General features: G+C 63.2%; 16 protein-coding genes. 10 read left to right on the top strand and 6 right to left on the bottom strand.

What is annotated here, in order from left to right:
* Positions 1-22: 22 nt before the first annotated feature.
* From FAY22_RS17970 to nirB, 4 genes are read right to left on the bottom strand one after another with little or no spacing between them, the layout of a single operon-like run.
* Positions 23-1,756 carry a bifunctional protein-serine/threonine kinase/phosphatase gene (locus FAY22_RS17970; protein ID WP_146331735.1) on the bottom strand — a complete coding sequence of 578 codons (1,734 nt, stop codon included), beginning with the start codon at positions 1,754-1,756 and terminating at the stop codon, positions 23-25.
* 56 nt (positions 1,757-1,812) lie between these two features.
* Positions 1,813-2,622, bottom strand: a complete 810-nt coding sequence (locus FAY22_RS17965; RefSeq protein WP_146331733.1) for a formate/nitrite transporter family protein — start codon at positions 2,620-2,622, stop codon at positions 1,813-1,815.
* Positions 2,623-2,680: 58 nt separating this feature from the next.
* A complete protein-coding gene (gene nirD, locus FAY22_RS17960) occupies positions 2,681-3,028 on the bottom strand; it encodes a nitrite reductase small subunit NirD (protein ID WP_146331731.1) in 348 nt (115 codons plus the stop codon).
* Between the two features lie 10 nt (positions 3,029-3,038).
* The gene (nirB, locus tag FAY22_RS17955; protein WP_146331729.1) at positions 3,039-5,567 is read right to left on the bottom strand and encodes a nitrite reductase large subunit NirB; all 2,529 of its coding nucleotides are present in this window, start codon (positions 5,565-5,567) and stop codon (positions 3,039-3,041) included.
* Between the two features lie 416 nt (positions 5,568-5,983).
* On the opposite strand from nirB, the gene FAY22_RS17950 reads away from it, so the two are divergent.
* The 7 genes from FAY22_RS17950 (at position 5,984) to FAY22_RS17920 (ending at position 14,476) form a co-directional block, all read left to right on the top strand.
* Entirely contained in the window at positions 5,984-7,780 is a 1,797-nt protein-coding gene (locus tag FAY22_RS17950; protein ID WP_146331727.1) for an ABC transporter ATP-binding protein, read from the top strand.
* Positions 7,781-7,832: 52 nt separating this feature from the next.
* Positions 7,833-8,822 (top strand): alpha-1,2-fucosyltransferase, encoded by a 990-nt coding sequence (locus tag FAY22_RS17945; protein ID WP_146331725.1) that lies wholly within the window; start codon positions 7,833-7,835, stop codon positions 8,820-8,822.
* Between the two features lie 279 nt (positions 8,823-9,101).
* Positions 9,102-10,292 (top strand): GNAT family N-acetyltransferase, encoded by a 1,191-nt coding sequence (locus FAY22_RS17940; protein ID WP_146331723.1) that lies wholly within the window; start codon positions 9,102-9,104, stop codon positions 10,290-10,292.
* Positions 10,289-11,437: a GNAT family N-acetyltransferase gene (locus tag FAY22_RS17935; protein WP_168204877.1), complete on the top strand. Its 1,149-nt coding sequence runs from the start codon at positions 10,289-10,291 to the stop codon at positions 11,435-11,437. Before FAY22_RS17940 ends, FAY22_RS17935 begins: the two co-directional genes overlap by 4 nt.
* Positions 11,438-11,524: 87 nt before the next feature.
* Complete coding sequence (locus FAY22_RS17930; protein WP_146331719.1) at positions 11,525-12,664, top strand: hypothetical protein; 1,140 nt, start codon at positions 11,525-11,527, stop codon at positions 12,662-12,664.
* Between the two features lie 201 nt (positions 12,665-12,865).
* Complete coding sequence (locus tag FAY22_RS17925) at positions 12,866-13,555, top strand: crotonase/enoyl-CoA hydratase family protein (RefSeq protein WP_146331717.1); 690 nt, start codon at positions 12,866-12,868, stop codon at positions 13,553-13,555.
* A 303-nt stretch (positions 13,556-13,858) separates the two neighbouring features.
* Positions 13,859-14,476, top strand: a complete 618-nt coding sequence (locus FAY22_RS17920; RefSeq protein WP_146331715.1) for a hypothetical protein — start codon at positions 13,859-13,861, stop codon at positions 14,474-14,476.
* A 30-nt stretch (positions 14,477-14,506) separates the two neighbouring features.
* Here the strand turns inward: FAY22_RS17920 and FAY22_RS17915 are convergent, their stop codons facing one another.
* On the bottom strand, positions 14,507-14,839 hold the full coding sequence (locus tag FAY22_RS17915; RefSeq protein ID WP_146331713.1) for a hypothetical protein: 333 nt from the start codon (positions 14,837-14,839) through the stop codon (positions 14,507-14,509).
* 251 nt (positions 14,840-15,090) lie between these two features.
* Here FAY22_RS17915 and FAY22_RS17910 point away from each other — a divergent pair, with 251 nt between their 5' ends.
* From FAY22_RS17910 to ftsH, 3 genes are all read left to right on the top strand, one after another.
* Positions 15,091-15,882: a class I SAM-dependent methyltransferase gene (locus FAY22_RS17910; RefSeq protein ID WP_146331711.1), complete on the top strand. Its 792-nt coding sequence runs from the start codon at positions 15,091-15,093 to the stop codon at positions 15,880-15,882.
* Positions 15,883-15,903: 21 nt separating this feature from the next.
* Positions 15,904-17,244, top strand: a complete 1,341-nt coding sequence (locus FAY22_RS17905) for an anaerobic C4-dicarboxylate transporter (protein WP_146331709.1) — start codon at positions 15,904-15,906, stop codon at positions 17,242-17,244.
* 342 nt (positions 17,245-17,586) lie between these two features.
* Positions 17,587-19,449 carry an ATP-dependent zinc metalloprotease FtsH gene (gene ftsH, locus FAY22_RS17900; protein ID WP_146331707.1) on the top strand — a complete coding sequence of 621 codons (1,863 nt, stop codon included), beginning with the start codon at positions 17,587-17,589 and terminating at the stop codon, positions 19,447-19,449.
* A 510-nt stretch (positions 19,450-19,959) separates the two neighbouring features.
* Here the strand turns inward: ftsH and FAY22_RS17895 are convergent.
* Positions 19,960-20,412, bottom strand: a complete 453-nt coding sequence (locus FAY22_RS17895) for a universal stress protein (protein WP_146331705.1) — start codon at positions 20,410-20,412, stop codon at positions 19,960-19,962.
* Positions 20,413-20,424 lie beyond the last annotated feature (12 nt).

Here is a 20,424-nt window from a genome sequence, read left to right as displayed (position 1 = left end):
TCCGCGCATCGTTTTGTGCCGCTTACCTGAACGCCGCGCGCAGCAGCGCGCCGATCACGATCGTCATTAACACGAAGGAAACGCCTTTCCAGAAAGCTACGGGATGGCGTTCGATCAGCGGCAGGCGCGCGCGGCGGAGAAAGGCCGGGTTCGGATGATGCAAATCGAATACGAACTCGGACAATGCCTCGTAACGCTTGCGCGGATCGGGATGGACCGCCTTCCTGATCGCGTCGTCGACCCAGGCCGGGATCTTGCGGTTCAGGCCGAGCGCACAGTCGTACTGCAGCCGCCGCTGGGCGGCAGGGGTGCGCGCCTTGGCGACTTGCGCGCCGTACGGCAGGCGCCCCGCCAGCATCTGGTAGGCGATCACGCCCAGCGAAAACAGATCCGAGCGCGGCGAACCGTGCTCGCCCAGAAAATATTCGGGGGCCGTGTATTGCGCGGTGCCGAGCAGGGATTGGCGCTCGGCCGGCGGCGCGCTTTCCAGGATGCCGGCGACGCTGGTCGCGCCGAAATCGATGATTTTGACGGTGCCGGTTCGGTCGATCATGATGTTATCGGGCCGCAGGTCCTGGTGCACCATTTCCAGCCGGTGAAAGGCGCGCAATCCCCGGGCGATCTGCTCGACCATGCCGCGCACCGTTTCCAGGTCCGGCTGCGGGTGATCGATCATCCACTGCGACAGCGTCTGGCCGTCGACGAATTCGGTGGCGACGTACAGGAAGTTGCGCTTGAGGGTTTGCCGGCAGGGCTTGAGCACATGCGCGCTGTCGATGCGGCGCGCGATCCACTCCTCCAGCACGAACCGCTCCAGGTAGGACGGATCGTCGCGCAGGTCGATGGACGGTGTCTTGATGGCGACGTGCTCGCCGGTCTCGCCGTCCACCGCCAGGTAGACATGGCTGCGGCTGCTGGCATGCACTTCGCGGATGATCCTGTACCCGTCAAACGCCATGCGCGGCTCCAGCAGCGGCGGCAGCGGCAGCATGCCGCGGCGCCGGACCATCTCGCTTGCCTGCGGATCGGGCAAGGCGTCGATCCGCACCAGCTGGACGGTGAGATTGTCCGGGCTGCCCTGCCGCCAGGCTTCGTCGACGATGATCCTGGCCGCCTGGTCGAGATCGTTCGCGTGAAGCTCGACGGCGGCGGCGATGCAGTCGGCGCCGGCGTATTCGTGGACGCCGTCCGTGGCCAGCAGGAAGATGTCGCCCTGCTCCACCTGCAGTGCGCGGTAGTCGATCTCCAGCTGGGGATTGATGCCTAGCGCGCGGCCGAGATAGCTTTGGTCGCGCGACATCCATACCCGGTGGTCGTTGGTAAGCTGTTCGAGCCGCCTGCCGTGCAGCTGGTAGATGCGCGCGTCGCCGACGTGGAACAGGTGCGCGGTGGTCGACTTGATGACCATGGCGCTCAAGGTGCAGACGTAGCCGCGGTCCTGGTCGAGGTGGTACTGGCCTTGCCGGGTCTGCGCGTGCAGCCAGGAGTTGGCGGCGGCCAGCACGCGCTCGACCGAGGTCTTCACCGACCAGGCGTCCGAGGTGCAGTAGTAATCCTGCAGGATGCCGGCCACCGCCGCCTGGCTGGCGATATGGCTGACGTCGCTGCTGCTGATGCCGTCGGCGATGGCTACGGCGATGCCCTTGGAGCCGAGCTGCGGCTCCTGCGGCACGCAGATGCCGTGGAAATCCTGGTTGGTGTGCTTGCGTCCCTTGTCGGAGTGCTGGCCGAAGGAGATGTGCAGTTGACCGCTCATGGTGGATGCCGAAAGAAGAGAGCCCCGGCGCCGGGGCTCTCTTGCCGGGATGCGGATCAGAAGGCGCGCTTGGGCGCGGTCTTCACGTGGGTGGTGTACAGCGTCAGCCCGGTGAAGGTCAGCCCGCCGACCAGGTTGCCCAGGACCGTCGGCAGCTCGTTCCAGACCAGGTAATCCATGAGCGAGAAATGTCCGCCTAACAGCAGGCCCGACGGGAACAGGAACATGTTCACCACCGAGTGCTCGAAGGTCATGTAAAAGAAGACCATGATCGGCATCCACATCGCGATCACCTTGCCGGGAACGGTGGTGGAAATCATCGCGCCGACCACGCCGGTCGATACCATCCAGTTGCACAGCATGCCGCGCACGAACAGGGTGAGCATGCCGGCCGCGCCGTATTTCGCGTAACCCAGCGTGCGGTTTTCGCCGATCACGCCGATCGCCTTGCCCACGGCATTGGGCTCGACCGAGAAGCCGTAGGTGAAGGTGATCGCCATCAGGACGGCGACGGTGAATGCGCCGGCGAAGTTGCCGACGAATACCAGCCCCCAGTTCTTCAGCACGCCGCCCAGCGTCACGCCGGGGCGCTTGTCCAGCAAGGCCAGCGGCGACAGCACGAACACGCCGGTCAGCAGGTCGTAGCCGAGCAAGTACAGGATGCAGAAACCGACCGGGAACAGCACCGCGCCCAGCAGCGGCTGGCCGGTCTGGACATTGATCGTCACCGCGAACGCCGCCGCCAGGCAGAGGATGGCGCCGGCCATGTAGGCTCGGATCAGGGTATCCCTGGTCGACATGAAGATTTTCGATTCGCCGGCGTCCACCATCTTGGTGACGAATTCCGAGGGCGCGAGATAAGCCATGATGTTTCCTTCCTGTTCCTGGTGCTGCGGTTAATTGGGATTCTGTTCGTTGCGGCGCTCAGACGGCGACCCAGACCGTGCGGTTTTCGACGCGCACCGGATAGGCATTGACGGAATTTTCGGGCGCTTCCAGGCACTGGCCGTTTCGCAGATCGAAGTGGTGCTTGTAGATGGGCGAGGCGACCACGATGCGCTCGCCCGCGTTGCCGACCAGCCCGCGCGAGAGCACGCTGGCCTGCGCGTTGGGATCGTAGTTGTCGATGGCGAACAGGCGCGGCGCCTTGTCGCTGACGCGGAACACCGCGACGTGCCGGTCCTTGACCCGGGCGCACACGCCGGTGTTGGGAACGATGTCGTCGATGCTGCAGACCGGGCTCCAGGTGGTCGTCTTGAATTCGTGTGTCATGGCTTTTTCCTCACGCTACCTTGGCATTGATGGGAATGATCTTGCGTTCCTGCGGCGTCGCCGGGCGGATCTGGCCGCGCTCCTCGACGAACACCACGTGCTCGTCCGGCTGGTCGCTGTTGACGAACTGGCGGAAGCGCTTGCGCGTCTCTGGATCGGTGACGGCGTTCTTCCATTCGCAGGCGTAGGTGTCGATCACGCGCTGCATGTCGGCTTCCAGTTCCGCGGCCAGGCCCAGCCTGTCGTCGATGACGACTTCCTTGAGGTAATCGAGGCCGCCTTCGAGGTTGTCGCGCCATACGCTGGTGCGCTGCAGGCGATCGGCGGTGCGGATATAGAACATCAGGAAGCGGTCGATATATTTGATGAGGTCTTCCTTCGACAGGTCCGACGCCAGCAGTTCGGCATGGCGCGGCTTCATGCCGCCGTTGCCGCACACGTACAGGTTCCAGCCCTTTTCGGTGGCGATCACGCCCACGTCCTTGCCCTGCGCCTCGGCGCATTCGCGGGTGCAGCCGGATACGCCGAACTTGATCTTGTGCGGCGCGCGCAAGCCCTTGTAGCGGTTTTCCAGCTCGATCGCCAGCCCCGCGCTGTCGTCCACGCCATAGCGGCACCAGGTCGAGCCGACGCAGGATTTGACGGTGCGCAGCGACTTGCCGTAGGCGTGTCCCGACTCGAAGCCGGCCGCGATCAGCTCTTCCCAGATCTCCGGCAGCTGATCGACGCGCGCGCCGAACAGGTCCACGCGCTGACCGCCGGTGATCTTGGTGTACAGGCCGTATTTCTTCGCCACCTGGCCGACCGCGATCAGCCCCTCGGGCGTGACCTCGCCGCCCGGCATGCGCGGCACGACAGAATAGGTGCCATCCTTCTGGATATTGCCGAGAAAGTAGTCGTTCGAATCCTGCAGGCCGGCGTGCTCCCTGTTGAGCACGAAGTCGTTCCAGCACGACGCGAAGATGCTGGCGGCGACCGGCTTGCAGATGTCGCAGCCCAGACCCTTGCCGTGCTTGTCAAGCAATGCGTCGAAGGTCTTGATGTCGCCCACGCGGATCAGGTGGAACAACTCCTGGCGCGAGTACGCGAAGTGCTCGCACAGGTGGTTGTTGACGGCCAGGCCCCGCTTCTTCATTTCGGCCTTCATCACCTGGGTCACCAGCGGCACGCAGCCGCCGCAGGCGGTGCCGGCGCCGGTGCAAGACTTCATTTCGACCACGTTGGTCGCACCGTTCGCGACCGCGTCGCACAGCTGGCCCTTGGAGACGTTGTTGCAGGAACAGATCTGCGCGGACGCCGGCAGTGCGTCCACGCCGATGCCGGGCTTGGCCTTGCCGTCGCTTTGCGGCAGGATCAGGAATTCCGGCGCTTCCGGCAACTCGATCTTGTTCAGCATCATTTGCAGCAGCGTGCCGTATTCGGCCGCGTCGCCCACCAGCACCGCGCCCAGCAAGTGCTTGCCGCATTCGGAAACGACGATCTTCTTGTACACCTGCCTGCGCTCGTCGCTGAACTGGTAGGCGCGGGCCGCGGCAGTAACGCCGAGCGCGTCGCCGATGCTGGCGACATCGACGCCCATCAGCTTCAGCTTGGTGCTCATGTCCGCGCCGCCGAACTCGGCCGCTTGCCCCGCCAGGTGTTTCGCGGCGACGCGCGCCATGTGATAGCCCGGCGCGACCAGGCCGAAGATCTGGCCGTCCCACAGCGCGCACTCGCCGATCGCATAGATGTCGGGATCGGAGGTGCGGCAATCGTTGCCAATGACGATGCCGCCGCGCGGGCCGGTCTCCAGGCCGCCGGCGCGCGCCAGTTCGTCGCGCGGCCGGATGCCGGCAGAGAACACGATCATGTCCGTTTCGAGGTGGGTGCCGTCGGCGAACACCATGCGATGGCGCGCCTGTTCGCCGTCGACGATCTCGACGGTGTTCTTTTGCGTGTGCACGGCCACGCCCAGCTCTTCAATCTTCTTGCGCAGCATGCGCCCGCCGCCCTCGTCGACCTGCGCCGCCATCAGGCGCGGTGCGAATTCGACTACGTGCGTCTGCAGCAGCATGTCGCGCAGTGCCTTGGCGCACTCCAGACCCAGGAGGCCGCCGCCGATCACGACGCCGCTCGCCGAGCGGCTGCCGCATTCCAGCATCGCTTCCAGGTCCTCGATGGTGCGATAGACGAAGCAATCCTTGCGGTCCTTGCCCGGCACCGGCGGCACGAATGGATAGGAGCCGGTGGCGATGACCAGCTTGTCGTAGGGCAGGACTTCGCCGCTGCTGACGCTGACGGTCTTGCTGGCGCGGTCGATGGCGGTGGCGCGTGCATTTAATTTGAGCAGCAGGTTGTCGCGCTCGAAAAAGCCGGGCGGCACCAGGGACAGATCGTCCGCGGATTTTCCAGAGAAAAAATCGGATAGATGCACGCGGTCGTAAGCGGCGCGTGCTTCCTCGCACAGCACGGTGACGTGCGCATCGCGCAGTCCCGCATCATCGAGGCTTTCCAGAAATTTGTGGCCGACCATGCCGTGGCCGATGACGACGATTTTCATAATGAGACCCCATTGTCTGGGGAGCCCGGCGTTGGACTCCCTGTCGTGTGCAGCGCGATTGCTTTATTCCAACATTAGCAATCGGTGTGCCAAGCGGATTCGGGTGCAATTCCATGGCGGCAGTCCCGAATGCGCATCAAAGTGGGATGCGATGCCTTACCTGCAGGCACCGTTGCGATGCGCGTGCACTGCAAGAGTGCGGCTTGCGGGCCTGCCAGGCGTGGGGCAAATGGTACAAGTGGAAACACGACATCCGTGATGCGTCAAACCCCGGCACTGCCGGCGCTTGCAAGCGCGAGAAATTTTGATCCGTCGCAATCGGAGCACGGTGCGCTGTCGGCAGCATCTTCAATCAGAACACCTGTTCAGCAATTCGCGGGTTGCGGCCGTGCGCGCAACCCCGTAGCGGAGATCCTATGAAACAGTATCGCGGGACGGTGCAACGTCTGAACCGTTTCCTCGCCTGCCTGCCCGCCCGGCGCCGCCGGCAGTTGCCGCCCCTGTTGTTCCTGATGCTGGTGTGCGCCGTGGCCGAGATGCTCAGCCTGGCCACGCTGGTGCCGTTTCTGGCCATTCTGGCCGACCCGGTGGCGGCCATGCAAAGGCCGTTCGTGGCGCGCATCGTGGAAACCCTGAATGCCGCCAGCCCGGCCGAGCTGCGCCTGCGCCTGACCGTGATCTTCGCGCTGGCGGTGGTGATCTCGGGGGCGATCCGCTTTGCCGTCATCTATGCGGCCACCAGGCTCAACTACATCCTCGGCTATGAACTCGGCACCGAGGTCTACCGGCGCACGCTTTACCAGTCGTACGAATTCCATGTCGCGCGCAACAGCAGCGAAACCGTCGGCGCCATCGACAAGATGGACAACGTGGTGTTCGTCATCGCCAGCGTGCTCATCATCTGCAGCAGTTCCCTGATGGCGCTGTTCATCACCGTGACGTTGCTGCTGATCGACCCGGTCATCGCGGGCATCGCCCTGCTCGGCTTCGGCACCATCTACGCGCTGATGTCGATCTTCACGCGGCGCCGGCTGGCGCGCAACAGCCAGGTGGTCAACCGCGCCTACGGCAAGCGGGTGCAATCGGTCCAGGAAGGATTGGGGGGAATCCGCGACGTGCTGCTGGACCACACCCAGGAGTTCTACACCCGGCGCTTCCACGACACCGAAAAGACGATGCGCATGGCGCAGGCCAGCACGGCCATCATCGGCGGCCCGAGCTCGCGCATCATGGTCGAGGCGCTGGGCATCATCCTCATCGCGCTGCTCGGCTATTACATCACGGAATCCCAGGGCAGCATTGCCGCCACCATCCCCACGCTGGGCGCCCTGGCGCTGGGCGCGCAGCGCCTGATGCCGCTATTGCAGCAAACCTACCAGGGCTGGGTATACATATCGGGCAACCTCGACGTCGTGTCCGACGTGACGGATTTTCTGGAGCGCCCGCTACCGCGTTCCACCCGGTCCGAAGCGCCGGCCGGGAAGGGCGCGCTGCCGGCCCTGCCCTTTCGCGACGCGATCCGCTTCGACAATGTGTCGTTCCGCTACCAGCCGGCTTCGCCGCTGGTGTTGCGCGACTTCAACCTCGTCATTCCGCACGGCGCGCGCATCGGTTTCGTGGGTGTCACCGGCAGCGGCAAGACGACCGCGATGGACTTGCTGCTGGGGCTGCTGAGCCCGACGGCAGGCCGCATCCTGGTCGACGATGTCGTGCTGGACGAAAATGCGCGCCAGGCCTGGCAGCGCAACATCGCCTACGTGCCGCAGATGATCTTCCTGACCGACGCGTCTTTCGCGGAAAACATCGCGTTCGGCCTGCCGCCCGAGGAAATCGATGCGGCGCGGGTGCGCGAGGCGGCGCGCCAGGCGCAGATCGCCGAGTTCATCGAGTCGACCGCCGAAGGCTACGCGACCACGGTCGGCGAGCGCGGCGTGCGCCTGTCGGGCGGCCAGCGGCAGCGCATCGCGATCGCGCGCGCGCTCTACAAGAAGGCCACCGTGCTGGTGTTCGACGAAGCCACCAGCGCGCTCGACGCCGATACCGAAGAGGCGGTCATGCAGGCCATCGAAAGCCTGGGGCGCGAGCTCACCATCGTCATGATCGCGCATCGCATCGGCACCCTGCGCGGATGCGACGCGATCTATCGCCTCAACAAGGGCCGCATCGTGTCCGAGAACCGGTACGAGGACTTGGTTGCCAGCGCCGCGGGCTGAGCTCAGCTGAGCTGGTGGCGCGCCGCAACAATCGTCGCAAGGGGAAACCACCATGATCGTCGTGCAGATCCATAGCGGGCTGGGCAACCAGCTCTTCATGTACGCGGCCGCGCGCGCGCTCGCGCACAAGCACAACACCAGCCTGTATCTCGACGTCGACACCGATTGCCGCAACGGCGTCGACCACGGCCAGTATGTCGGCCATTCGTTTCAGCTGGATAAATTCAATATCGCAGCGCACTACCCCGGCTTGCCGGGACAGGGCGAGAAGATGGGCGCGTCGGGGCTGGGGCTGTACAGCGCGCTGAAGGTCCGCCTGCGCGAGAACGACTTGCTGCGCAGCGCGGCAAGGCGTCTGCGCGACAACGGCATCGATCCGGCGCGCCTGCTGCTCAAGCTGTCCGGCAACGAGAAGCGCTTTTTCAGGGAAGAGCGCGGCGACTGGGGGTACAAGCCGCACTTCATGGACCTGCCCGACGACACGATCCTGCGCGGCTGCTTCTTTTCCTATAAATACTTCGACCCGATCCGCGCGCTGATCCTGCAGGAGCTGAGCCTGAAGGTGCCGCTTTCAGCGCAGAGCAAGGCGGTCGAAGAGCGCATCCTCGCCACCGAGTCGGTGAGCCTGCATGTGCGGCGCGGCGACGTCGTCACCAATCCCGAGTACCGCAGCTGGTACGAGGGCGTGGTCACGGAAAACTATTATCGAAATGCGACGTACTGGATGCGGGAGCGGCTGGCCGATCCCTGCTTCTTCGTCTTTTCCGACGACATGGCATGGGTGAAGGATAACCTCAGGCTTCCCGGCAAGGTCGTCTACGTGGACCATAACGGGCCCGATGCCGGCTACGAAGACCTGCACCTGATGAGCCGGTGCCGCCACAACATCACCACCGGCTTCAGCTCCTTCAGCTGGTGGGGCGCCTATCTCAACCGGAATCCGGACAAGATCGTGCTGCGCACGCGGCGCATGAATGCTCTCGATCACCTGAATCACCCGGAACACTTCTTCCCGTCGGACTGGGTCATCGTCGATTCCTGAGCGCGGCGGAGTCATGTCCCGCAAGTTCGCGCATGTTGCTTTCAACGTCGCCTATTTGCTCTGCGAGTCGCGCCATCTGCCCGTTTGATGGTCCGCAAAAAAGCAGCGGCTTGGGATAGAGCTAAGCGCCTGCATGAACAAAGATGAAAACAGCGATGTACGCCGGCGGCGAGCTTTCCGGCGCAGTCGTTTGTCTATCGAGTTCCCTGGAAGTTTATCGCTTGTTGCTTGATTCGCGCCTGCTGCGGCAGGCGCGGACACGATTGGAGGATCACGCCCATGCAAGGCATCGAGGTCACGATGTATAGCGATGCGGTGCCGCAGTTCGCGCACGAACCGCTGGACCGCCTGTACCGCCATCTGCATTCGTCGCTAGCTTATCACTCGGTGTATGGCAATCTGCGCGGCGGTACGCACACCTGCGTGCTGCGGCAAGGCGCGGAGATCGTCGCGGTGGTGCTGTTTCGCTTCGACGGCAAACGGGTGCGCGTCATCAACGAGCAATGCGTGTTCCCGCCCGCGGTGATCGACGCGTTCGCGCGCCACATCTTCGAGCGCTTCCCCGCCACCAGCGTGATCTCGTTCCCGGTCATCGACGCCATGCCGGCGGGGCTGCGCTATCCCTTCATGGGGGCCAAGTGCACGCAGGACATCGTCCTGGCGCTGCCGGCCAGCGAGGATCAGTATCAGGCCATGCTGGGCAAGTCGACGCGCGCCTACATCAAGCGCTACTTCAACAAGCTCAAGCGCTGCTTTCCATCGGTGTCATGGACGACCCGCGACGGCGGCGACGCCAGCGAGGACGACGTGCGCGCCATCATCGAACTCAACCGCGCCAGGATGGCCGGCAAGTACAAGGATTCGTATATCGACCATGCCGAGGCCGACCGCATCCTGCAGATGGTGCGCCGCTGCGGACTGGTGACCGTCATGACGATCGACGGCAAGGTATGCGCCGGCACGATCAACTATCGCGTCGCCGACAACTACTTCCTGCAGGTCATCGCGCACGCCCCCGCCTACGACGACTACGGGCTCGGCACGCTGTGCTGCTACCTCACCATTTGCGAATGCATCGCGCGCAAGGGCGCCGAATACCACTTCCTGTGGGGGCGCTACGAATACAAGTACCGCCTGCTCGGCGTGCAGCGCGACATGAGCCACATGCTGGTCTACCGCTCGCGCCTGCACCTGCTGCGCAATGGTGCGCAGGCGGCGCGGCACGCCTGGCGCGGGCGGATGTACGAGGTGAAGAACTGGATGGAGCACCGGGCGAGAAGGCTGGATGATTCCAGCGTGCTCAACCGCGCCGCCTACCACGGCCTCAACAGCCTCAGAAACGTCAAGCGTTCGCTCGACCGCATCCGCAGGCAGCGCCGCCCGGCAGCAGGCGACGCGTCGGCGGCGGTCGGGAAGGAGCCTCCTGCATGGGGCGAAACAGGCAACGCACGCACTTCGGGAGAACTATGAAAACAGCCGGATCGACGCTTCCACTGTCCCCCCATGCGCAGCGCGGCGAATGCGCGCCGTGCGCGGAGCAGGTGCAGATCGACTGCCATGAAAACGAGGTGCCTGCCTTCGCCGCCGCCGACATCGACCGCCTGTACGGCCATCTCTACTGTTCCCCGCGCTATTTCGAGATGGCCGGCGCGCTAGCCGGGGCAAGCTGCTATGTCGCCCGGTGCGACGGCAAGGTTGTCGCCGTTCTGCCTTACCGGCGCACGCGCGACGAGGTGAGCGTGGTCAGCGAATACCTGACGCTGGACGCCGCGGAAATCGAGCGCTTCTGCCGCCACATGTTCAGCCGCTACCCCTCCGTGCGGCGCGTCACCTTCCCGAAAGTGCATGCGAACCTCGATGCGCTCGAGCTGCCGCGGCATGCCATGGTGTGCAGCGAAGACATGGTGGTGCCGCTGCCGGAAACGGTGAAGGACTACGAGAACGCCGTCGGCAAGAACATGCGCCGCAACATCAAGCGCTATTCGAGCGCCCTGCTCAAGGCGTTTCCCACCTACCGCTACGAGCTCCACCTGGAGCGCGACATCAGCGAGCAGGACGTGCGCGACATCATCGCGCTGAGCTGCATGCGCATGAGGAGCAAGAACATCGTTCCCCGCTTCGACGACACCGAGATCGACTGGATCGCCGCCTTCGCCAGGACCAGCGGCATCGTCGGGCTGGCACGCATCGACGGCAAGGTGTGCGCAGGCGCGATCGGCTTCCGGATCGGCGACAGCTACTTCATGCATGTCATCGCGCACCACCCGCAATACAACGACTACAGCCTCGGCATCCTCTGCTACTACCACACGATTTGCGAAGGCATCGCGCGCGGTGGCAAGCGCTTCCATCTGCTGCAGGGGCGCTACGGCTACAAGTACCGCCTGCTGGCGCAGCGGCGCGACATCCATCATCTCGACATCTACCGCAGCCGCCTTGCCGTGCTGGCCAGCCTGGCCCATATCGCGCGCAAGGAAGCCAGGGGACGCCTCTGGCTGACCAAGCAATGGCTGCTGCACGACCTCGAACACAAGGAAGGGCGCGGCTATCGCCTGCTGGCCCGGGCGGTGAACTTCCTGCGCAGGGCAAAGCGATCGAAAGGAGCGATGGAGTAAGCGCGCCGGCGGCAACCGGCTATCAGAAGCACAACGGTTTTCAAGGAGCTGTTGGAATTTTTAACCTAGCAAGCAAGGATGGCCAACATGGTTGAGAAAAAAAGGATCCTGTTTCTACTTGCAGCGTCGGCGCTGCTGGTGTCCTGCGGCGGAGGCGGCTCGGACACGCCAAACACCACGGCCGCGGCGACCACGGGCGGTGGAACCTCGACCAATAATAGCGGCGCCACGCAGCCTGCCGGCACCACGCCCGCCACGAATACCGGCACGCCGGCCGCGCAATCACCGACAACCGTAACGCCGCCCGCGACCAATGCGGGCAGCACCACGCCGGCGCCGGTGGCGGTCGACCAGAAGCTCAACGGCACTCTGGAGGTGGTGGCCAACCAGATCCTCTACATCCGCAGGAACCGGATCATCTATCTTCCCGTCGTCATGAGCGAATTCGAGAGCGACAGGGGCATCGTCGACGTAGCAGCCGGCAGCCCGGTGGCGCACATCGACGGTCTCGAGGAGCTAGCCGCCGCAGCGGGTTGTAATCACACCAACGATGGAACCTGCGCCGTGCAGCCGCCGGCGGCGGCGCCGGCCGCGCCGATTGCCGCATTCGGCATCCGGATCAGCAAGTATGTGCTGCCTTCGACTGCGGGGCAGGCGGTGGGGAACCAGACCGTCGTGGGGCGGATTGCGATCGACCTCACCGAGCGCAGCGATTCCCCCGGCGTGGGCGCCAACGAAGTGCCGGAGATCATGCGGTTCGTGATCGACAAGGTCGAGCTGTCGACCAACCAGAATAGCGAACTCTCCTCCGTGAAGGTCCTGGACGGTGCGCAAATCCATGTCTACGGCCGCAGTGCCGCCGGCACGGAAGTGCGGGCAGACATTCCGGCGCCTGCCGGTACCGTCCGGATACTGCCGATGGTGGACGTGCCCGACAATCACGGCGACACCACCAGCTTTTTCTTGCTGCTCGATTTGGAAACCGGGTTCTCGCAGGCCGGCAGCAAGCTCGCCGCGCTGGAAAACATCGCCGGCCACTTCGCCATGCACCTCACGTTCTCGTCGATGCAGGAACTCGTGCGCCCGGCGGCAAGCGCGACGGCGGAATCGCCCGCGCTGGAGCGCAAGGACCTGGTCGGCCAGTCGATCACGGTCAACAACCAGCCGGCGGTCAGCGGCGCCGGGATCAACGGCAATGCGTGGATACGCATGTACCCGTCGCAGTAATTGCAGCGCAATCGAAGGCAAGGCGCCCGGGCCAGGAACCCGGGCGCTTTTTATTTGGCCGCCGCCAATCATTTTCGAAGCTTCCCTCCATGGACAAAGACCTGTTCTCCGTCGGAAGATGTCTGCCCACGCACGCGACCGGCACATCCTGACGTCGGCGTGTCGGAAATAACCAGCCCATCCCTTTCAAGGAACATGATCATGAGCGAACTCGTCTCCTACCAACTCGCCGATGGCATCGCCACGCTGACCCTGAACAACGGCAAGGTGAACGCGATTTCACCGGACGTCATCGCGGCGCTCAATGCGGCGCTCGATCGCGCCGTGGAAGAGCGCGCGGTGGTGATCATCACCGGCCAACCGGGCATCCTGTCGGGCGGCTACGACCTCAAGGTCATGATGTCCGGCCCGCAAAACGCCATCGACCTGGTGAGTGCCGGCTCGACTCTGGCGCGCCGCATGCTGGCCCATCCGTTCCCGATCATCGTCGCCTGCTCCGGCCATGCGGTGGCCAAGGGCGCCTTCCTGCTGCTGTCGGCCGATTACCGCGTCGGCGTCGATGGCCCGTTCACGATCGGGCTGAACGAAGTGCAGATCGGCATGACCATGCATCATGTCGGCATCGAGCTGGCGCGCGACCGCCTGAGCAAGGCGGCGTTCCAGCGGTCGGTGATCAATGCCGAAATGTTTACCCCGCAAGGCGCGGTGGAAGCCGGCTTCCTCGACAAGGTGGTCGCGCCCGAGCAGCTGATGGAAACGGCCGTCGCGATGGCGCAGCAGCTGCAGAAGATCAACATGGGTGCGCATGCAAAGACCAAGCTCAAGGCCCGCGAGGCCTTCCTGAAAACGCTCGACAAGGCGATCGAGCTGGACAGAGCTGGTTTGCTCTGACGCGCTTGCCCCTTACACCGTCTCCGCAGTGCTCTGACGGGCGCCCTATGCCGCTTGTCTGGCGGCTTTCCTTTCTCTCCTCATTTGAGGCCGTCTCAAATCGGAATTGATTTGGGATAGGGGATTTGAAATTAGCCAATTCCCTACCATATGTAGGGGATTGCATGTCGTTTTCGGCAGCCTCAGACTACGCGCTTTTCATATTTCGGCAGCAACGCGGCACTCGCCGCGTTTGCGCCGGCATCGACCTGTCTTTCACTGTTGATGACGGCGCAGCGTCGATGCATATACTGAAACGCGCACATGACATCCAACGCAATTCACCTTCAAGAAACCGATCCCCGCAGCGCCAGGACCAACCCCTTCATCGTGAGCGCTTTCGCTCTGGCCGCAGCCTGTGTACTACTGGCTGCCGTCGTGGCTTCTGCCAGTGCGGCCTACCGCCGGCTGGCCGGCAAAGACAGTTTGTCGGAACCGGTCCTGCTTTCCGAGCAGTCGAAATATCAGGTATTCAGCGGTGAATATAATGACCACGAAATTCCGTGGATCTTTGACGGCGAGCAGCGAAAGTACGGCGAAATACTGGCGCTCTGGCCCGCAGATATGAAGGCGAACCGGGCCGCCTGCCGGTCCGAGTGGGCTGGTCAAAGCGGCTATCCCGCTCTCTGCGGAGACTTGATGGATCAGCAGATTCTGGCGGTACAACTCGACGACATTCAACCGCCGCTGGTCGTGTATGTGCCCGTCAGCCGCATTGCCGCCGCTGAAATCGGCGAAAAAGTCATGATCAGGATGGGCCGCATCGGTGGCGATGGCCGAGTCCACACGCTGCCCGCATTCGCCGGGTATCAGTATCGTCATGACCTGGGGCTGAACCGCCGCCTGCAGCCACACGGGCGGGAGTTATTCGAAATGGATTGATCGCAGATGAGTGATCAGCCGTGACTCGTGTCATTGCGGGTTATCGCGGCGCTGCTGCGGCGAGTCCGTTCCAGCCAACTGATCGCTCTCTCCCGGTTGTACTGCATCGGCAAGATGCCGGTTTTGCATTCGATTCCAATTGCCGGGAAAAGCGTTTTCATTTTGCGGGAAAGCCGTTGCAGCTGTTTTCCTCTGCGCGGGTTGCGCTTCCGTCCGTATTGTCTTGTATCCCGGCTCTATGCGCGCTATAGGACGGCAGCGCGTCAACTCGGTGGTGCGTTTCGCCACGCATCCTTTTACTTCTCGCCTGTGCGGCCATACGTCATGCGACAACAGGCGCATGGCACTGCTCTTGCTCATCATCAATTAAGACAAATCCCGCATCGATTCGGGCTCTTTGTTGGCAACACGATTGGAGCAACAAGATGTTCAGGAAGCTAATGGCAGTGGGGATCGCCGCACTGGCCGTCATCACCGGCCCGGCGAAGCGCTCGACGCACTGGCGCTGAATTATCTGGTGGTATCCGTGCAAGCGCCGCCCGGTCCGATCCCGGCGAATTGCGCGCTGGCGCGAAATATTGAGCGAACAAGGTTTTTATGTGTGAGGTAATGCGATGAATACGTTAATGATGGGGGGCTTGCTTGCCCTGTTCGCCGTACTGGCGTTGACTGGGGTTTTCTTCTTCGTGGTGACCAGGGGGACGCTGGTCGTGCGTGGGCTGTCGCCGCGCTGGCAAAACGCCACGTCGCACGTCTATCCGGTCTATTCGAACATGCGCCTGATCCGGGCCGTCGATTTTCAGCCGATCATCTCGGCCATCCTGCTGTTCCAGTACCGCCGGCTCGTGTCGAAGATCGTCGCCGAAATCAGGCAGATGGATTTGAGAAACAAGAAGCTGCTGATCACGTCCTGCGCATTCGGCAACGTGATGCCGCGCGTGGTGAAAGCCGCGCTGCAGGCCGGCGCCGAGCGCGTCGTCATTGCCGACATCATTCCCAATGAGCTGGACCACGCAAAGAGCAAGCTCGCCGAGTATTCGGAAAAGCTGGAGTTCGTCGAAGAAAACGCCACCTGCATGCAACAGGGCGACGGGGCCGTCGCCGCCAACGTCATCTTCTTCCTGCTGCACGAGCTGCCGCATCATCTGAAGGGGCAGGCCCTGAACGAGGCAGGACGCATGCTGGCGCCCGGCGGCAAGCTCTTTCTGGCGGAATTCCACCGGCCGAGCGTGCGCGTGCTGCGCGCGCTGAGCTGGGCCTACTTCAAGGTGTTCGAGCCGCTGGGCCTGGCGCTGTGGGACACGCATGATCCGATCAGCCATCTGGAAGACACCGGCCGGTGGACCTGCGAACGGTCCACCTATTTCTTCGGTAACTTCCAAGTCATCACTGCGACCAAGCAGTAAGCATCATCAGGAGAACGCATCATGGATATTCTGCTACAAGTCGCCATCATTCTGGCCTGCCTGTTCTACGGGGCGCGCAAGGGCGGCGTCGCCCTTGGCCTGCTCGGCGGGATCGGCATCGTCATCATGACCTTTGTCTTCAAGCTCACTCCCGGCAAGCCGCCGGTGGACGTGATGCTCACCATTATCGCGGTGGTGGCGGCCTCCGCCACGCTGCAGGCATCGGGCGGGCTGGAAGTGCTGCTGCAGCTGGCGGAGAAGGTCTTGCGCCGCAACCCGAAATACATTTCGATCCTGGCGCCGTTCGTCACCTGCTTTCTGACCATCCTGTGCGGAACCGGGCACGTGGTGTACACGATGCTGCCGATTATTTACGACGTGGCGATCAAGAACAATATCCGGCCCGAGCGGCCGATGGCGGCATCGTCGATCGCCAGCCAGATGGGCATCATGGCCAGCCCGGTATCGGTCGCGGTGGTCTCGCTGGTCGCCTTCCTGGCCAAGGCTCCCGTGGCCGGGCACGCCATCGATTTCGTCATGCTGTTGTCGATCTCGATTCCGGCGACGCTGGCCGGCGTGCTGGCGATTGGCGTGTTCAGCTGGTTCCGCGGCAAGGACCTCGATGACGATGTCGAATTCCAGAAGCGCATCGCCGACCCGGAAACCCGCAAGTTCGTCTACGGCGACAGCGCTACGCTCTTGGGCAAGACGCTGGAGAAGGGCCAGTGGGTCGCGATGTGGATCTTCCTCGGTTCCATCGTGGTGGTCTCGATTCTGGGCGCCTTTCCATCGCTGCGGCCGCTGGTGGCCGGCAAACCGCTATCGATGGTGTTGACCATCCAGATGTTCATGCTGCTGGCCGGCGCGCTCATCATCCTGTGCACCAAGACGGACCCGATGTCGATCGGGAAGAACGAGGTGTTCCGCGCCGGGATGATTGCCGTGGTCGCGGTGTTCGGCATCGCATGGATGGCCGACACCGTGTTCGAGGGGCATCTGCCGCAGTTGAAGGCGACGCTCACCGAGCTGGTCAAGACCCAGCCCTGGACGTATGCGATTGCACTGCTGCTGGTATCGAAGCTGGTCAATTCGCAGGCTGCCGCCATCAGCGCGATGGTGCCGGTGGCGCTCGCCATCGGCGTGCCGCCCGGCTATGTAGTGGCGTTCATGGCCGCGGCCTACGGCTACTACATCCTGCCGACCTATCCGAGCGACCTGGCAGCGATCCAGTTCGACCGTTCCGGCACTACCCATATCGGCAAGTATGTGATCAATCACAGTTTCATCCTGCCGGGCCTGATCGGCGTTTCAACGTCATGCCTGTTCGGCTACCTGCTGGCGTCGGCGCGTTCGCTGCTGTGAAGTGAGAACGGGGGCACGCGCCGCACGGCGCCGCCTCCGACGATGCGACTGTGCCGCGCTTTGCGGCGCGTCGCTTTCTCCGATATCTCAGCAACCCGCCGCACGGCGTTCCCGAATTTCCTTCCTCTGAAGCTTGGTTACATTGCATTGCTTTTAACCAAGCTGCAAGATACGCGCTGCGATGTGTTGGCACTCGCATCACTTCCGTTTTTCCGAAACAATCATCCCGATTTGTTCCCTTAACCGGAACTCTCGTTGCGCGTAACATTGACGACGCTGTCGTTCAAATCCCTTTTTTATGGGGAAAGCAATTTCGTCGCCGGGTCTTTAAAAGGAAGTTGAGTGAATCCCAAGCATATCCGTCTCATCATTTCCGCTGTCGTTGCATTTGTCCTGTTTAGCGCGCTCAGCCAGCAGTTTCATTTTGGCGAGCAAGGCGCCGCCACGTCCGTCGCGTACTCCGACTTCCTGAGCCAGGTAAAGGCGAAGGCGATCAAAGAGGTCGTGATCGAAGGAACCAAGGTCTCGGCAGTGACGACCGAGGGCAAGAAGTTGACCACGAATACGACGCTGCTCGATCGCGGCCTCGTCAACGACCTGATCGAGAACAACATCAAGTTTGACGTCAAGAACCCGGAAGGCCCGTCCTTCCTGTCCCAGATCTTCCTGTCCTGGTTCCCGATGCTGCTCCTGATCGGCGTGTGGATCTGGTTCATGAAGCGCCAGCAGGGCGGCAAAGGCGGCATGTTCTCGTTCGGTAAATCGAAGGCGCGCCTGCAGGATGCAAACACGAATGTCACGACATTCGCGGATGTCGCGGGTTGCGAGGAGGCGCGCGAAGAGGTCGACGAGATCGTCGAATTCCTGCGCGAGCCGCGCAAGTTCCAGCAGCTCGGCGGGCATGTGCCGAAGGGCGTGCTGCTCGTCGGCCCCCCGGGAACCGGCAAGACGCTGCTTGCACGTGCGATGGCGGGCGAGGCGCGCGTGCCGTTCTTTACCATCTCCGGTTCCGACTTTGTCGAAATGTTCGTCGGTGTGGGCGCGTCGCGCGTGCGCGACCTGTTCGAAACCGCAAAGCAGCATGCGCCCTGCATTATCTTCATCGATGAAATCGACGCAGTGGGCCGCGCGCGCGGCACCGGCATGGGCGGGGGGAACGATGAGCGCGAACAGACCTTGAATCAGATGCTCGTCGAGATGGACGGCTTCGAGCCGAACTCCGGCATCATCGTCGTCGCCGCGACCAACCGCTCCGATGTGCTGGACAAGGCACTGCTGCGACCGGGCCGGTTCGACCGCCAGGTGATGGTCGGCTTGCCGGACATCCGCGGCCGCGAAAAAATCTTGCGCGTCCATATGCGCAAGGTGCCGCTCTCCTCCGATGTGCGGGCCGATGTCCTCGCGCGCGGCACGCCCGGCTTTTCCGGCGCCGAGCTGGCCAACCTCGTTAACGAAGCGGCCTTGTTCGCCGCGCGCCGCAACAAGAACATCCTGGACATGCAGGACTTCGAGGATGCGAAGGACAAGATCATCATGGGGCCGGAGCGCAAGTCGGCCGTCATGCGCGAGGAAGAGCGTCGCAACACCGCGTACCATGAATCCGGCCACGCCGTCGTGGCGAAGCTGTTGCCGAAGGCTGATCCCGTCCATAAGGTCACCATCATGCCTCGCGGGTATGCTCTTGGCCTGACCTGGCAATTGCCCGAACATGACCGCGTGAACATGTACAAGGACAAAATGCTCGAAGACATTGCGATCCTGTTCGGCGGACGTATCGCGGAAGAGTTGTTCATGCATCAGCAATCGACCGGCGCGTCGAACGATTTCGAGCGCGCGACCAAGCTGGCGCGGGCCATGGTGACGCGCTTCGGCATGTCCGAAACACTGGGCACGATGGTCTACACGGACGAGCAGGATGGCTTCGGCATGAATGCGCGTTCGGTATCCGAGGAGACGCAGCAGAAAGTGGACGATGAAATCCGGCGCATCCTCGACGGCCAGTACGCGCTGGCGCGCCAATTGATCGAGGCCAATCGGGACAAGGTCGATGTGATGGCCAAGGCGCTGCTGGAGTGGGAAACGCTGGATGCGGATCAGGTGAATGACATCATGGCCGGCAGCTTGCCGCGCGCGCCCAAGTACGCGACTGAAAGGCGGCGTACACCGGGCAGCGGCGCGGGGCCGGCCGTACCCGCGGTGGTGTAATTTCACGGGAACATCTGCTTGTCGGCTGCCGGCCTTGACAGCGGCAGCCAGGAGCGTAGTATAAGAATCACCTGTCGCGTTCATACGTGCCAATACATCCTTTGGACGATCTACGCGCATTGGTTGGAAACGAGTCTTGGCGAGAGCGATTGTCGCTTGCCGATGAACCCGAAGCCTTGCCGCTTCCGACCCCCTTGGACCCATGGTTCGGGGGTGCTGGCTACGTGCGACAGGTACAAATTCTGACGGCCCGCGTTCGCAAGAACGCGGGCCGTTTTATTTTTCAATGTCTTTAGATGTCGCGGCGGCGGCAAAAGATCAACATGGGCGCGCACGAAGACCAAGCGCAAGGCGCGAGGTGTTCCGGAACGTGCTTGATTGAATAGGACGGGGTTGATCTGATTTGATCAGGGGAAGGAGCCTGCCGGCGGCAGGTTGTGCGGGCGATGCTCGGGAACGTACACCGCCCGCTGCTGGAGCGGCGCGCGGGCGCCGCTCCAGCGGATGCGCTTATTTCTCGCGCACCAGCATCACGGACGTGGTGGCGATGCGCACCAGGTTTTCGGCGACGCTGCCTACCAACATGCGCTCGACGCCGCGGCGGCCGTGGGTGCCGACCACGATCAGGTCGGCTTGCCACTGGCTTGCCGCATCCGAGATCATTTCCGCGATGCGGCGCGGCGACGGCTCGATCAGCTGCTGTTCGGCCTGGCAGCCCGCCGCTGCCGCCCTGGCGGCCGCCTGCTGCAGCAGCGCGGTGGCGCGCTGGCGCATCTCGGCCTTGACCTGGTCGACGTCGATGTAGGAGCCGAGGCCCATGCCGTGCTGGATCAGCGGACCTTCGTCGACCGCGGTGGCGATGCACAGGACCGCGCCGAGCGCGCCGGCGATCCGGGCCGCTTCGTCGAGCGCCTTTTGCGACGTGGTGCTGTCGTCGATCGCGACAAAAATACGTTTGCTCATCATCTCTCCCGA

It is taken from the genome of Noviherbaspirillum sp. UKPF54 (assembly GCF_007874125.1).
Lineage (GTDB): Bacteria > Pseudomonadota > Gammaproteobacteria > Burkholderiales > Burkholderiaceae_D > Noviherbaspirillum.
Note: the sequence above shows the minus strand (reverse complement) of the source record. Positions and strands in the feature narration are given on the sequence as shown.